This window comes from Pseudomonas sp. 7P_10.2_Bac1 (genome assembly GCF_025465935.1).
In the GTDB taxonomy this organism is placed as follows: Bacteria; Pseudomonadota; Gammaproteobacteria; order Pseudomonadales; family Pseudomonadaceae; genus Aquipseudomonas.
The window spans coordinates 200826-214903 of sequence record NZ_JANLNV010000082.1 but is presented as its reverse complement, the minus strand read 5'-3'; the positions used below and the strand labels follow the sequence as shown (position 1 = coordinate 214903).

Annotated in this window: 14 protein-coding genes; 9 read left to right on the top strand and 5 right to left on the bottom strand. The window is 58.1% G+C overall.

All coding sequences use genetic code 11. From position 1 onward, the window contains the following. Positions 1-68 precede the first annotated feature (68 nt). The 4 genes from NTD86_RS18785 to NTD86_RS18770 all read left to right on the top strand — a co-directional run bounded on the left by NTD86_RS18785 (position 69) and on the right by NTD86_RS18770 (position 4978). Positions 69-803: a phosphoadenylyl-sulfate reductase gene (locus NTD86_RS18785; protein ID WP_262204385.1), complete on the top strand. Its 735-nt coding sequence runs from the start codon at positions 69-71 to the stop codon at positions 801-803. A 158-nt stretch (positions 804-961) separates the two neighbouring features. After that, positions 962-1480 (top strand): sigma-70 family RNA polymerase sigma factor, encoded by a 519-nt coding sequence (locus NTD86_RS18780; RefSeq protein ID WP_262204383.1) that lies wholly within the window; start codon positions 962-964, stop codon positions 1478-1480. Next, complete coding sequence (locus NTD86_RS18775; protein WP_262204381.1) at positions 1480-2466, top strand: FecR family protein; 987 nt, start codon at positions 1480-1482, stop codon at positions 2464-2466. The genes NTD86_RS18780 and NTD86_RS18775 overlap by 1 nt, the downstream gene beginning before the upstream one ends. Before the next feature lie 76 nt (positions 2467-2542). Then, positions 2543-4978, top strand: a complete 2436-nt coding sequence (locus NTD86_RS18770; RefSeq protein ID WP_262204379.1) for a TonB-dependent siderophore receptor — start codon at positions 2543-2545, stop codon at positions 4976-4978. 48 nt (positions 4979-5026) lie between these two features. Here NTD86_RS18770 and NTD86_RS18765 read toward each other — a convergent pair whose 3' ends face one another. The 5 genes from NTD86_RS18765 to NTD86_RS18745 form a co-directional block, all read right to left on the bottom strand. Continuing rightward, positions 5027-6367: an OprD family porin gene (locus NTD86_RS18765; protein ID WP_262204377.1), complete on the bottom strand. Its 1341-nt coding sequence runs from the start codon at positions 6365-6367 to the stop codon at positions 5027-5029. Between the two features lie 128 nt (positions 6368-6495). Then, on the bottom strand, positions 6496-6900 hold the full coding sequence (locus NTD86_RS18760) for a RidA family protein (protein WP_262204375.1): 405 nt from the start codon (positions 6898-6900) through the stop codon (positions 6496-6498). Positions 6901-6914: 14 nt separating this feature from the next. Then, complete coding sequence (locus tag NTD86_RS18755; RefSeq protein WP_262204373.1) at positions 6915-7427, bottom strand: VOC family protein; 513 nt, start codon at positions 7425-7427, stop codon at positions 6915-6917. A 14-nt stretch (positions 7428-7441) separates the two neighbouring features. After that, positions 7442-8935: a sodium:solute symporter gene (locus tag NTD86_RS18750; RefSeq protein WP_262204371.1), complete on the bottom strand. Its 1494-nt coding sequence runs from the start codon at positions 8933-8935 to the stop codon at positions 7442-7444. Further along, positions 8932-9222 carry a DUF3311 domain-containing protein gene (locus NTD86_RS18745; RefSeq protein WP_262204369.1) on the bottom strand — a complete coding sequence of 97 codons (291 nt, stop codon included), beginning with the start codon at positions 9220-9222 and terminating at the stop codon, positions 8932-8934. The genes NTD86_RS18750 and NTD86_RS18745 overlap by 4 nt, the downstream gene beginning before the upstream one ends. 248 nt (positions 9223-9470) lie before the next feature. On the opposite strand from NTD86_RS18745, the gene NTD86_RS18740 reads away from it, so the two are divergent. From NTD86_RS18740 to NTD86_RS18720, 5 genes are read left to right on the top strand one after another with little or no spacing between them, the layout of a single operon-like run. Continuing rightward, positions 9471-10007, top strand: coding sequence for a helix-turn-helix domain-containing protein (locus NTD86_RS18740; RefSeq protein WP_262204368.1), 537 nt, complete (start codon positions 9471-9473; stop codon positions 10005-10007). Positions 10008-10035: 28 nt separating this feature from the next. Next, on the top strand, positions 10036-10974 hold the full coding sequence (locus tag NTD86_RS18735) for a dihydrodipicolinate synthase family protein (protein ID WP_262204367.1): 939 nt from the start codon (positions 10036-10038) through the stop codon (positions 10972-10974). 8 nt (positions 10975-10982) lie between these two features. Beyond that, the gene (locus tag NTD86_RS18730) at positions 10983-12185 is read left to right on the top strand and encodes an NAD(P)/FAD-dependent oxidoreductase (RefSeq protein WP_262204365.1); all 1203 of its coding nucleotides are present in this window, start codon (positions 10983-10985) and stop codon (positions 12183-12185) included. After that, the gene (locus tag NTD86_RS18725; protein ID WP_262204363.1) at positions 12178-12471 is read left to right on the top strand and encodes a (2Fe-2S)-binding protein; all 294 of its coding nucleotides are present in this window, start codon (positions 12178-12180) and stop codon (positions 12469-12471) included. The genes NTD86_RS18730 and NTD86_RS18725 overlap by 8 nt, the downstream gene beginning before the upstream one ends. Continuing rightward, entirely contained in the window at positions 12461-13891 is a 1431-nt protein-coding gene (locus NTD86_RS18720) for an NAD(P)/FAD-dependent oxidoreductase (protein ID WP_262204361.1), read from the top strand. Before NTD86_RS18725 ends, NTD86_RS18720 begins: the two co-directional genes overlap by 11 nt. Positions 13892-14078: the final 187 nt, after the last annotated feature.

Genomic DNA, 14078 nt, shown 5'->3' with positions numbered 1-14078 from the left:
CCCGCGGTTTTTGCTACCATCCGCCCACTAGAGAGCGCCAAGCGCCATTCACCGTAGGAAACCGCCTGATGAGTCATCCGTTCGACGTCGCGCAAACAGCCGCGGCATACGCCAGCAAGTCCCCGCAGGACATACTCAAACTCGCCTTTGAACATTTTGGCGACGAACTCTGGATCTCGTTCAGCGGTGCCGAAGATGTGGTGCTGGTGGACATGGCCTGGAAACTGAACAAGAACGTCAAAGTGTTCAGCCTGGACACCGGTCGCCTGCACCCGGAAACCTATCGTTTTATCGAGCAGGTACGTGATCATTACAAGATCCAGATCGAGCTGATCTCGCCAGACCAGAGCAAGCTGGAGCCATTCGTTAAAGAAAAAGGCTTGTTCAGCTTCTATAAAGACGGCCACGGCGAATGCTGCGGTGTGCGCAAAATCGAGCCTTTGCGCCGCAAATTGTCGACCGTCAAAGCCTGGGCAACCGGCCAGCGCCGCGACCAGAGCCCTGGCACCCGCAGCCAGGTTGCCGCACTGGAAATCGATGGCGCGTTTTCGACTCCCGAGCGCACCCTGTACAAGTTCAATCCACTGGCGCAAATGACCAGCGAAGAGGTCTGGGGCTACATCCGCATGCTGGAGCTGCCGTACAACAGCCTGCATGAGCGCGGTTATATCAGCATCGGCTGCGAGCCCTGCACCCGTCCCGTCCTGCCTAACCAGCACGAGCGCGAAGGTCGCTGGTGGTGGGAAGAAGCCACGCAAAAGGAATGCGGGCTGCACGCTGGCAATTTGATCGCCAAGCACTAAACACCACACCCTGCAGGAGCGAGCTTGTCTCGCGATCTTTTGATCTTTAAAAGATCGCGAGACAAGCTCACTCCTACAGTTGTTTCGCCCGCTTGCGTTTACCCCAGACTTGCGTTCAGAATTAGCAATAATTCTCAATAACGTTTGAGCTACAACTTATGTCTTCGGGTGAACCTCCGTTCCAGGCAGCCATTTCAGACCTCTACTGCGACCATCATGGCTGGCTGCTAGGTTGGCTGCGCAGAAAACTTGGTTGCGCACAGAATGCCGCTGATCTGACACAGGACACCTTCGCCCGAATCCTCAATGCCCGCGACTCGGTCGCCACCTTGCGCGAACCGCGTGCGTTTCTAAGCACTACCGCTCGTCGCCTGATCATCGATCAAGCCCGTCGCAAGCACATCGAAAACGCCTACCTGCAAGAACTGGCCCTGACCGCCGAGGCACTGGAGGGCTTTCAGTCCCCCGAACAAATCCTCAGCACACTGGAAGCCCTCGAACACATCGCCTTTATGCTCGAAGGCCTGCACGACAACGTCCGCCAGTCATTTGTGCTGTATTATCTGGACGACCTGACTCAAAGCGAAATCGCCCGCCAACTGGGCTTGTCGGATCGCACGGTGCGCAAGTACTTGATCCAGGCCCTGCTGCACTGCAGCCACAGCCTGGACACCTGATGCCAGCACCCAGCCAACGCATTGATGAGCAAGCCGCCGAATGGATGCTGCGCCTGCACGAAGAAGGCTTCAGCGATGCGGCATGTCTTGAGTTCGAGCGCTGGAAGCAACAGAGCCCGCAACATGCAGCGGCCGCACAGCGCATGCAGGACGCCATCAGCCGCCTGCAAGCGTTGCGTGAACAATCGGCCCCAGCCAAGGCGGCGCTGAATGCCGCCTTCAGCGGTCGCAAACGTGCAGCACCGGGCAAATTCGCCCTGCGTGTTGTGCTGATCGCCGCGTGCCTGACAGTGCCGGTCACCCTGATGCTGAAAAGCCAATATTCCGAGCGCTGGCTGGCTGATATCAGCACCGGCCCGAATGACTGGAAAACGCTGCATCTGGCTGACGACTCGACGCTGACTCTCAGCGGCAGCAGCGCCGTGAACGTGCATTTCAACAGCACTGAGCGCCGGATCGAATTGCTCCAGGGCGAAGTGCTGGTCGACGTCGCCCATGACAAATCGCGCCCGTTTATCGTCCAGACCACACAAGGCAGCATGCGCGCACTCGGCACGCGCTTTGTGGTCAATCGCCTGGCGGACACCACCGAGTTGAGCATGTTGCAGTCGCGCGTGGCGGCGCAAAGTGCCAACGAACAGCACACCCTGGAAGTCGACGCCGGCTCACGCGCATTGATCAGCCGCGACACCGTGAAGCTCTCTGGCACCGTCGATCCGGCCAGCGTCAATGAGGCCTGGCGCCGTCATCAGTTGGTGGTGGAAAACCAGCCGCTTACCCAAGTCCTCGATGAAATTTCCCGCCATCGCCGTGGCCACCTGCAGTTTGACCGCGAGGCCCTGGCCAACCTGCGCGTCACTGCGGTGTTGCCGCTGGACGACACCGACCGGGCACTGCAATTGATTGCAGAAACTCTGCCGTTGACCCTCCACACCTACACCCCATGGCTGATTGTGATCAGTCGCGCTCAGACACCTGAAAAATAATAATTCGCATTCGTTCCGCTTTTTCGAAGTCAGCCGTCAAGGAACATATACAGACCGATAAAGGATTGCGTTCTCCATGCTGACTTCCTCCTTCCCCCGTGGGCGCTTTAGCCCGCGGACCTGCAAACCACTGGCTCTGGCCATTCACTTGAGCGTGGCCTCGGCGGCAGGTGTGCTGAACACCTCGATTGCCCATGCACAAACCGCCGTGCAGACCTACGACATTCCTGCCGGCCCGCTGAGCAGCGCCCTGAATCGTTTCGCACAACAGGCGGGCGTGGCGATTATTTTCCAGTCACATAACCTCGACGGCCTGACCACACCCGGACTGCATGGGGTCTACAACGAGCAAAGCGGATTCGAAACCCTGCTGCGCGGCAGCGGCTACACCGTGGTCAAGAGTGCCAACGGCTACATGTTGGATGAATTGCAGGGGCCGGGCAGTTCGCTGGAACTGGGCGCCACCCAGGTCAGCGCCAACCAGTTGGGGACCATCACCGAAGGCTCGGGCTCCTATACGCCCGGCAGCATTGCCACGGCAACGCGCATGGTGCTGACCCCGCGCGAAACCCCGCAGTCGATTTCGGTGGTAACACGTCAGGCGATGGACGATTTCGGCTTGACATCGATCGATGACGTGATGCGCCACACGCCTGGCATCACCGTGGCGACCTACGACAGCGACCGCACCAGCTACTATTCGCGCGGCTTTGCGATCAAAAACTTCCAGTACGACGGCATTCCGATCCTGCAAGACCCGCAATACTCTGCCGGGCATACCCTCACCGACACGGCGATTTATGACCGGGTGGAGATCCTCAAAGGTGCAACCGGCTTGCTCACAGGTGCAGGCGGCCCTGGCGGGACCATCAACATGGTGCGCAAAAAGCCCACCCGCGATTTCAAGGCTCACGTGGATCTGGGCGCCGGATCGTGGGACAACTACCGCTCTGAAATCGATGTCAGCGGGCCATTGACCGACAGCGGCAATGTTCGAGGCCGGGCCGTTGCGGCCTATCAGGACAAACACTCGTTCATGGACCACTACAAACGCGACAGCGAGGTCTACTACGGGATTCTGGAAATCGATCTGAACCCGGACACCCTGCTGACTCTGGGCGCCGACTATCAGGACAACAACCCCAAAGGTTCCAGTTGGTCAGGCAGCGCCTCACTGTTCAACTCGGCGGGTGACCGCATCAGCAATCCACGCTCATTCAACAACGGCGCCAAATGGAGCAGCTGGAAGCAATACACCCGCACCGCTTTCGCCACCCTGGAACACAATTTCGATAACGGCTGGGTCGCCAAAGCCCAGTACAACCACCAGATCAATGGCTACAACGCCCCGCTCGGCGCGCTGCTCGATCCAGATGTCACCACTGGCAAAGCCCGGATACTGGCCCGCAAGTACACCGGCGAATACGTCAGTGACAGCGGCGATGTTTACGCCACCGGCCCATTTGAATTCCTCGGCCGCGAGCATGAACTGGTGATTGGCGGCTCGGTGTCCCGCTCGCATTGGACCGGCAACGACTACACCAACGCGACCCTGATTCAAAGCGAGTACGACTACTACAACTGGAAAGGCGATGCCTACGAGCCGGACTGGGGCAACGTCACCTCGCGCAACGACGAGACCACGCGCCAGACCGGCACTTACATCACCGGGCGCTTCAGCCTGACCGATGACCTGACCCTGATGCTCGGCACCCGAGTGACCGACTACACCCTGACCGGTACCAGCCAGGCCAAAGACACAGGCAAAGTGCTGCCGTATGCAGGGCTGATCTACGACATCAACCAGAACATCTCGGCCTACGCCAGTTACACAGAGATTTTCTTGCCGCAGTCGTACTACCGCAACCGCGACAACAAAATGCTTGAGCCCGATGAAGGCACCAACTACGAGATCGGCTTGAAAGGTGAGTTCTTTGACGGACGCCTGAACTCAAGCCTGGCGTATTTTGAAGTGCATCAGGACAACCGCCCTGAAGCAGACACCGTTTACAACGCTCACCCAACCAACCCGGACATCGAGTACGCCTATAAAGGCATCAAAGCCACGACTAAAGGGTACGAAGCAGAAATTTCGGGCGAACTGCTGCCCGGCTGGCAATTGCAGGCGGGCTATACGCATAAGATCAGCCGCGAACAGGGCGGCAAGAAGGTGTCGACGTGGGAGCCCGAAGACCAGATCAATCTGTATACGAGCTATAAGCTGACCGGTGACTGGGACAAACTCACGGTGGGCGGCGGCGTGCGCTGGCAGGGCACGGGGTGGCAGATGCTGACCAACTGGAGCAAGGACGGCGCCGTAGAGAAGTTCTCCCAGGACCCGTACTGGCTGGTGGATCTGATGGCGCGCTATCAGATCAGCAAAAACCTCTCGGCCACGGTCAACCTGAACAACGTGTTCGACAAGTCGTATTACACCAACATCGGCTTCTACAACTCGTCGTATTACGGTGATCCGCGCAACGTGATGGTGAGCACGCGCTGGGATTTCTAAGCGCCGACATGAATAGCAGCCCCCGTCAAAGGGGCTGCGACCTGTGGCTTAGAGGATGGACAACGGGTAATCGATGATCAGGCGAAACTCGTCTGCATTGCCGTCGATCTGCGTGGAAGTTGCCCGGTGCCATGCCTGACGCAAGCGGATCGACAGGTCTTTGGCCGGGCCGCTTTGCACCACGTACTTGGCCTCAAGGTTCGTTTCGTGATGCCTGTCATCAGGGCCATAAAGCCCGGCATAGGGACTGTTGGCAGGTGTGTGGCTGCCATCAATGTCGGAGCCTGTGGCATAGCGGCTCATAAAGCTCAGCCCCGGCACACCATAAGACGCCATGTTCAAGTCATAGCGCAGTTGCCAGGACTTCTCGCCGGGACCATTAAAGTCCGAATATTGAATGGAGTTTGAGAGAAACATGGAGTTGCTCCCACGGTTATTGTCACCCACCCCTATATAGTCGAACGGTGTATCGCCATTCACTTTCTGGAAGGCCAATGTCAGTTTATGAGCGGACAAAAATGAATACGCCAGCGCTAACGAGTAAGTATTGTTATCAATCACCCCCGCATTGGCACGCCCCTCATCCACGGTCCGATAATAATTAATATCAACATTCAACGCTTGCCGGTCCGCCAGCGGCAAGGTGTAGTTGATGTTGCCGTAGTACTGGTCCCAGATATCTTCCAGCCTGGACGTATATAACGAAGTACTTAATTGATCAGTAATCGCATATTGACCACCGGCAAAATCAACATTGTTAGCGCTCACCCCGGCATAAGTTGCCCATAACTTGCCGTCACGGTTGGTGCGGTCCTGGCTGGTGCTGGAGTAGAAATGCCCGGCTTGCAGATCGAGCCCGCTGACCTCACTGCTCATCAGGCTGATACCGCTGGCTGTCTGCGGCGTTATGCGCGTGCCGCCCACAGCGAACACAGGGCTGGTGGAAGGCTGCATGTCGCCGACCTCCAGCTGGGTTTTCGAGACCCGCACCTTGAGCGCCGCCCCACTTTTGCCATAGCTGTCGTGGTTGCCATCGACTTTGCCAAGGCTGTTGGTGGTAGTCGTCAAGTTACCCGACCCGGCGTATTTGTCCTGACCATCAAGCTTTAAGCCCATATAGCCAAACGCATCAATACCGAAACCGACCGTGCCTTGGGTAAAACCGGAACTAAAAACGCCCTGCAAAGCCCCCGTCCAATCCTTGTTATCGACAGCACCGTCTTTTTTATTACGATTGAAATAATAACTACGCACTAACACATCAAACTTACTGTCATCGACAAAGCCTTTGGAATCCGCTTGATCGGAAACAAACGGCGCCGCCGATGCATAGTGTATTGGACTCGCACTGACAGCGAGCGCGAGGGCGCCCCACGTGATCATCTTCATGGTAGTAGCTCGTTTAATTATTGTGGGTAAAACACTGCCGCTCCGCCCACAGGGAAACGTCCTCCCACTAAAGGGGAGCGGCATCAGGGGTGGCTATAACAGCCGGGGATTAAATAACAATCTGGTTATTAATTGAGACTGGCGGTGGCTTCGATCTCAATTAAAAAGTCTGGCAGCGCCAAGGCTTGAACACCAATAAAGGTGTTGGCTGCCGGTTCTGCACCGTCATAAAACTCGCTGATCAGTGCACAAATAGCCGCCAGGTTATCCGGCGTGTGGTTGGCCACATAGGTGCGCAAGCGCACGACATCAGCAGGGGTTGCCCCGGCTGCATTCAACACAGTTTTGAGGTTGCTCAATACTTGACGGGTTTGCGCCAGCACATCGCCCGCTCCGATCAATTCACCGTTTGCATTCCAGGCCACTTGACCGGCCAGGTGCAAGGTTCGCCCCGGTTGCTGTTCAACGGCGTGGGAGAAACCAAAGTGCACACTGGGGTACATCGAAGCCGGGTTGATTGCACGTCTGCTCATGTTAATTCTCGATCTTAATTAAGGGTGTCGGCGATTGATGCCTGTGTTTCGACCAGTTCAAAGATGTTCTTCCAGGGGTCCTGAAAGTATCGAAAACTGCTGCCCGCAGTCGGACCGGAATCCATTTCAATACGCTCAAGCACCGTGCAGCCATGCGCTATTAATACGTGGGCAGCTTCTTCCAGATTCTCCACTTCGATGCCCAAGTGATGGCTGCCCACCTGATTGCTGCTCAGCGGCGTCTCGGTTTCGCTGGCTGGTCGCTCATAGTGAAACAGCTCTACCTTGAAGCCATCGGCAAACTCAAGCATCGCCAGGCTAAAACGGGCCATCGCGATCCCCAGGTGCGTATCCGTCCAATCGCGCCCTGCCGCATCGCGCGGCATTTGCTGCGCATCCAGTGGCCCCATTTGGTACAGCAGCCGGGCCCCGAAGACCTGCGTGTAAAACGCAATGACCGGCTCAAGCTCAGAAACTGTCCAGGAAGCGTGATCAACCCGACGAAAACCGATCAGAGACAAACTCATGAACGTGACTCCTCTTATGGGGCAGTTAAGTGGCTTGCAGGAGATGTCAGCAGCCCCAGTTCCAGGTGCCTCGCAGAGGGAGCACGGGTCAGCAGGCTAACGCCGACAACTACCAGCACATTGACCAGCATGGCGATCAGGCCAGGCTCCCAATTGGGCAACGCTGCGCCCAGGTAAGCGCTCGACGCTGGCAACATCAACACCATAAAACCGGCAATGATCCCGCAGACAACACCGACTGCAGAGGTGCGCTTCCAGACAAAACCGAGGAACACACCGGGCGCCAACATGCCGATCGCCGAATAGGCGCTCAGCAGAATTGAAACCAGCGAGCCTTTTTGCGTGAGGGTGATGGCCACCGCAATGGCCGCAAAGACCAGGACACTGATGCGCGACAGGCGTAGCGACTGTTTTTCACCCAGATCAGGTTTGAAAGGCGCAACGATGTTGCGGCTGAAGATCGAGCCGGCCGTCAGCAGCAGCACCGAGCCAGGCGCCAGCGCCAACAGGAAGCCGGTGCCCGCCAGCAGGCCAATCACCCATTGCGGGTATTTATCCGTCACAAACTGCAGCAATACCGCATTCATGTTGCCGTCAGGCGGCTGAGTGCCTGCCACCAGGGCGGCGAAGCCGAGCAGGATGATGAAGCCAAATGCCAGCGAGTAAATCGGCTGCCAGATCGCGTTGCGGCGGATTGAGGTGGCGCTGTTCGCTGAGTAGGACACCTGAAACAGGTGCGGGAAGACCCAGTTACCCAAGGCGATATTGAGGGCCGAGGTGATTAGCCAGACCGACGTTGTCGGAGACGTCAGATCCATCCCCGGAAATTTTCCGATGCCTGGGTGAGCCGCTTCGGCTTTTACAAAGATATCGGACAATGAGCTTGCCCCCACGGCGTCAGCCACCGTCCAGGCCAGCACCACGACCAGAACGATCATCAGGATATCTTTGACCGCTGCTGCGAACGCTGCGGAGCGCAACCCGGCAAACAGCACGAAAGCCACCATCAAGAAGCCCGCGACAATTGTCGATGCAGCGGTGGACAACGCCCCGTTGAAGGTCAGTGAAACAATCAGCCCCAGGCTTACCAGTTGGATCTGTACGTAGACAATCAGTGCACCAATGCCGATAGCCCCTGTGGCAATGCCCAGCCAGCGTGAGTCGTAGCGGCTGGCAAAAAAATCAGCCTGAGTGATCAGGCCTCGCAAGCGCCCGGCCTTCCATATTTTCGGCATCAGCCAATAGCCGATGGCGTATGACAACGACACCGAGCAAAAGGCCAGATACGCCGGAGCCCCCAATGCCCAGGCATAACCGGCAATACCGAACACCGCAAACGTCGTGTAGATTTCCCCCGCATTGACAAACCAGAACAGCAAACCGCCGAGGCTACGCCCGCCCACCGCCCAGTCCGCCAGACTGCGCTTGCGGGCCTGCCGGGCACGTCCAAATACAATCGAGCCTATGACCGCTATCAATAAAATAAGGCTTACAATCAGTAACTTCATGGATGTGACTCAACGGTTGAATGGGTCTGAGCCTGCAAAAAAGCCTGTTCTTCCTCTTCGACGCCCGCCCGGCGATCCAGATGAAAAATGAAGGCGAATACACCGCTGGAAAACACCACCCCCAGCATTTGCCAAACCATTGGAAACGGAAGCCCCAAAGGCGTGTAGTGAATACCGTTGGCCCAGGGCACTGCCGCCAGTTGCCAAATGAACGGTAAACAGAGCAGCCATAAATAGGGTCGCTTCACGGCGCTGGCGGGTCTTGAGGGTAAGGCTCGTTCGATCATGATCAATCACCTTTTTTGTTTTTCACTGTGCAGTAAGAGCGCACAAAACGAAACCTAAGGCCAACGCTTTCAACTGTCAAAATATTTCTGGCCGAAAGGTTAAAAACCCCGAAATTATTGGCTTAAACCGCTAAAACGGTGCAAAAAACATGGCCTCGCACTTTATAAGTGCATTATGACTGCACAAAAAAGTGGATTTTTGTGCAGTCTTAGCGTACAAAAACATCTATCGCCTGGAGTAACAGAGCGTGCTTGGAAAACGATTGAATGAATTGCGCGTGTCACGCGGATTGTCATTGCGGGCCCTGGCCAGCGAGACAGGGTTGTCTGCAACGATGCTGAGCCAGATTGAACGGGAAGTGACCGAGCCCAGCCTCACGACCCTGCGCAGGCTCAGCAATGTGTTCGGCGAATCGATGTCGGCGTTGTTCTCCGACCCGAGCGCCCCGAGCGTGTGGATCAGCCGCCCGGGTGAGCGAACCTCGTTGATGGGCCCAAAAGGTGGCGTGAGCTATGAACGCCTGACCCGTGGAAACGGGCAAATGGAGGTGTTACGGGCGATTTTTCAGCCGGGGCAGTTCTCGTCCGAGATCCCGCTGACGCACCCGTCACTCGAAAGTGTCTACGTCATCCGCGGCACGCTCAGCGCGGTGATAGGCGATACCACGCACCGGATCAACGCAGGTGAAAGCATCACATTCGACGCAAGTGCAGCACACCGATACATGAACGAAGGCCAGGAGGAAGTGGAGATCATCATGTCGATCACGCCTCCGGTCCCTTGATACTTGAGACCACCTGAAGGTTTTGCAGATGAACAGAAACGATATCGACTGGTACGGCTATATCCCGGCAATCACCACCCCCTTCACACGCGAAGGCGACCTGGACCTCAACGGTCTGTCCGGCCAGCTTGAGTGGTATGTTCAAGAGCGGATGCATGGCGTGGTGCTGGCGGGCACTTCAGGCGAGTGGTTCAGCCTGAGCGAGGCCGAACGGGCCCAGTTGTTCACTGAATCTGCACGCACCATCGACGGCCGCATGACCGTTATCGGCAGCTGCAATGCCTTCACCGCCGCTGAAGCCATCCGCCACGCCCGTGCCGCCGAACGCGCAGGCCTGGATGGCATCCTGCTGACGCCGCCACCTTATATAGTGCCCAGCGCCAACGAACTGGTGCAGTTCTATCAAGATGTCAGCGACGCGACGGACATGCCGATGTGCATCTACAACTGGCCAAGGGGCTGCGTGGTGGACATGGACATCGATCTGCTGGACCGTCTGGCCGATATCGACAACGTCGTCGCGATCAAAAACTCCACGCCCAATTTTGCGTCGTTCCTCGACGGCCTGTATCGGCTGTCAGACAAGGTTCGCTACTTCAATGTGCCCACCTCGCAGCTCGGCGCCGACCTGGTATCAATGGGACACGGCGATGGATTGATGGGGGCTGGCGGCGTATTGGGCAGTGATCATCCGGATTTCTGGAACCTGATTCGCATCGGCGACAAAGCCCGCGCCATCGAGCTGGGCGAACGCGACCGCGTCATCATGAAAGCCTGGTTCAACAAAGACTTCGCCGGCAATTTCGGCAGCGCCCAGGCCATCCTCAAAACAGCCCTGCGTTTACGCGGCGTCCCGGCAGGCTTTGTGCGCCGGCCATTGCTGGAGCTGAACCCGACTGAAATTGCTTCGGTCGCGGCGACACTCACCAGCCTGGGCATCGAAATCGTCAACCCGACTCCACAGTGAACATCCCCATGACTGTCATGCCTGCACAGGTTGAACTACCCGGTACGCTTGACTGCCTGGTGATCGGCGGCGGTCTGCTGGGAAGCGCAGTGAGCTACTACCTGGCAAAGGCCGGCGCCCGCGTGCGCCTGGCCGAGCGCGCACAACTGAACAGTGCCGCGTCCAGCCAGAATGCGGGCAGCCTGCACTTTCAGCTCGAATACCGGATGATTGAAAACGGCCCCGAAGCCGCACGCAAAGCGGCTGAGGCCATGCCTCTGCACCTTGATGCGCAACACGCGTGGAGAGGGCTGGAAGCGGAGCTGGGAATGCCGGTCGGCGTTTCCCAGCACGGCGGGTTTATGGTTGCCGAGAGCTCTGAACAACTCAAAACCCTTGAGCAGAAGGTGCTCCTCGAACGCGCCAGCGGCCTTGAGGTAGAGCTGCTGGACGGCGAGCAAGTACGCCGCCGCGCGCCCTACCTCAGCGAACGAATTCTGGGCGCCGCATTTTGCGCCAAAGAAGGCAAGGCCGACCCGCGCCGTTGCGTCCTCGCTTATGCCGCCGCAGCCGCCCGCCTTGGCGCGCGTATTGATAGCGGCCTTGGGGTCAGCGCATTGAATTACGAACAAGGTGTGTGGCGCGTGCACTTTAGCGACGGCAGTGAATGCCGCGCACGCACATTGGCAATTACCGCAGGCGCATGGTCTGGCCGAGTCGCCGCCATGGCGGGTATCAGCCTGCCGGTGAGCCCCGTGGCACTGACCATGACCACCACCGTGCGCACGCAACCGATGATCAGCCACCTGATTCAACACGCCGGGCGACGCCTGTCCCTCAAGCAAACCGGTGACGGCAACATTCTTATCGGCGGCGGCTGGCCTGCACGCTTGCGCCATACCGAAGGGGTTATCGACCTCGACCGCCGCCCCGAGCTGTTGCTGAACTCGTTGACCGGCAACATGAGTGCCGCTCTGGCGGTGGTCCCGGAACTGAAGAAGGTCTCTATTCTGCGGGTCTGGACCGGCACCACGGCATTGGTCTCAGACCAGTTGCCGCTGCTGGGCGAGCTGCCCAAAAGCCACGGCATTTACATCGCCACTGGCGGCTCGGCGTTTACCCTGGGCCCGACCTACGCACGTCTGCTGGTCGAGCGCATTCTCGGCCGCCCTGCCTCACTGGACATCACGCCATTTGACCCACGCCGCTTCGGGAGCCTGACCCTTGCCTGACTCCAGACGTATTGAGCCCAGCGCAGACCTGCGCCCTGCGCCCATTCACATCATCGTCAATGACCGCGTAACGCTGTGCTACCCCGGCGAAACCGTGGCAACTGCACTGCTGGCCGCCGGGGTTCGCGGCTTGCGCCGCAGCGTGTCCGGCACACCACGCATCCCCGTGTGCAACATGGGCGTGTGCTACGAATGCACCGTCACAATCAACGGGCTTGAGGCCCAACGCAGTTGCATGACGCTGGTTAAACCGGGCATGCGCGTGGAGGTGGCGGATGAAGCTTGAAACCCTGAACTTTGATCTGGTGGTCGTCGGTGCCGGGCCTGCGGGCCTCACCGCCGCTTTGCTGGCCAGCGATGCCGGGCTGCAAGTGGCGGTCGTCGATGAACAGGCCGCGCCTGGCGGGCAGATTTTTCGCCAGCCGCCCACCACCTTCAACGCCCCGCCCAGCAGCGCATTTGCGACCTATCCCTTTGGCAAAAAACTGCTGGAACAGGCGCGCAGCAACACCCGCATTCACTGGTATTACTCATGCAGCGCCTGGGGCGTATTCCACCCCGCCAAGGGTGGCGTGCAACTGGCGATTGTCGAGGGCGAACATGCGCGTCTGCTCGACTGCAAAAAACTGCTGATCGCCACCGGCGCCTACGACTTGCCTGTGGCATTCCCTGGCTGGACATTGCCCGGCGTGATGACCGCTGGCGGGGTACAGACACTGCTTAAAAGCCAGTTTTTATGCGCCGCGCAACGCTATGTGCTCGCCGGCTCCCACCCCTTGCTGTTACTGCTTGCCGGGCAACTGCTGGATGCAGGCGCACAGATCCAGGAAGTTGCCATTGCACGACCAAGACCGCAGATTCGCGAACTGCTGGCAGGCTGGCGCGCACTGCCCGGCCATGGGCGAATGTTCGTCCAACTGGCGGGGATATTGCTGAAGTTGTGGCGCAAAAAAGTGCCATTACGTTTTTCGACCATCGTCACCCGTGCCCAAGGCAGAGATGCCGTCGAGCGCGTGACACTCAGTGACGTCGATGCCCATTGGGCCGTCAAGCCCAACACTGAGCGCAGCGTAGAAGTCGACGGCCTGGCCATTGGTTATGGGTTATTGGCCAGCACCGAACTCGCTCGCCAGGCAGGCTGCAGTGTTAGTTGGAACCCTGAGCGCGGCGGCTGGGTGGTCGATCATGACGACACCATGCGCACCTCCCTGCCACACATTTATGTGGCAGGGGAACCCGCTGGTGTTGCTGGAGCCGAAATTGCCCACTGCGAAGGCAGACTTGCAGGCGCATCGATCGTCGCCCAATTGATACCCGATCAGGCATCGCAAACATCCTTGGCCCACCGCGAACTGAAACGCGCCAAACCATTCGCCGACACCGTGGCGCGTTTTTTTGCGCCACGCCTGGATGCACTTGCGCGACTGGCAGACAACGGCACGTTGATTTGTCGATGCGAAGACGTCACGGCCGGGCAAGTGTGCGATTTTCTCAAGACCCACCCGCATGTCAGTTCGGTCAACAGCGTAAAACTCGCCTGCCGGAGCGGCATGGGACCATGCCAGGGACGCTACTGCCAACACACTGTCGCGCAACTGGTGGCCAGCGAACGCGGTATCGCCATTACTGACACCGGCACGTATACCGCTCAAGCACCGATAAAGCCCATCCCCCTGACAAGCCTTGCGCTTGTCGAGCCTGACTAAACCCCACAACTTGCTTGCGATCTTTTGACCATTTAAAAGATCGCAGCCTGCGGCAGCTCCTACAAAGGGATGTCGTTGTAGGAGCGAGCTTGTCTCGCGATCTTTAAAAGTCAAAAGATCGCGAGGCAAGCTCGCTCCTACAGGGCGTATAAAAGACACGCGCACAAAAAAGCCCGCACTAGGCGGG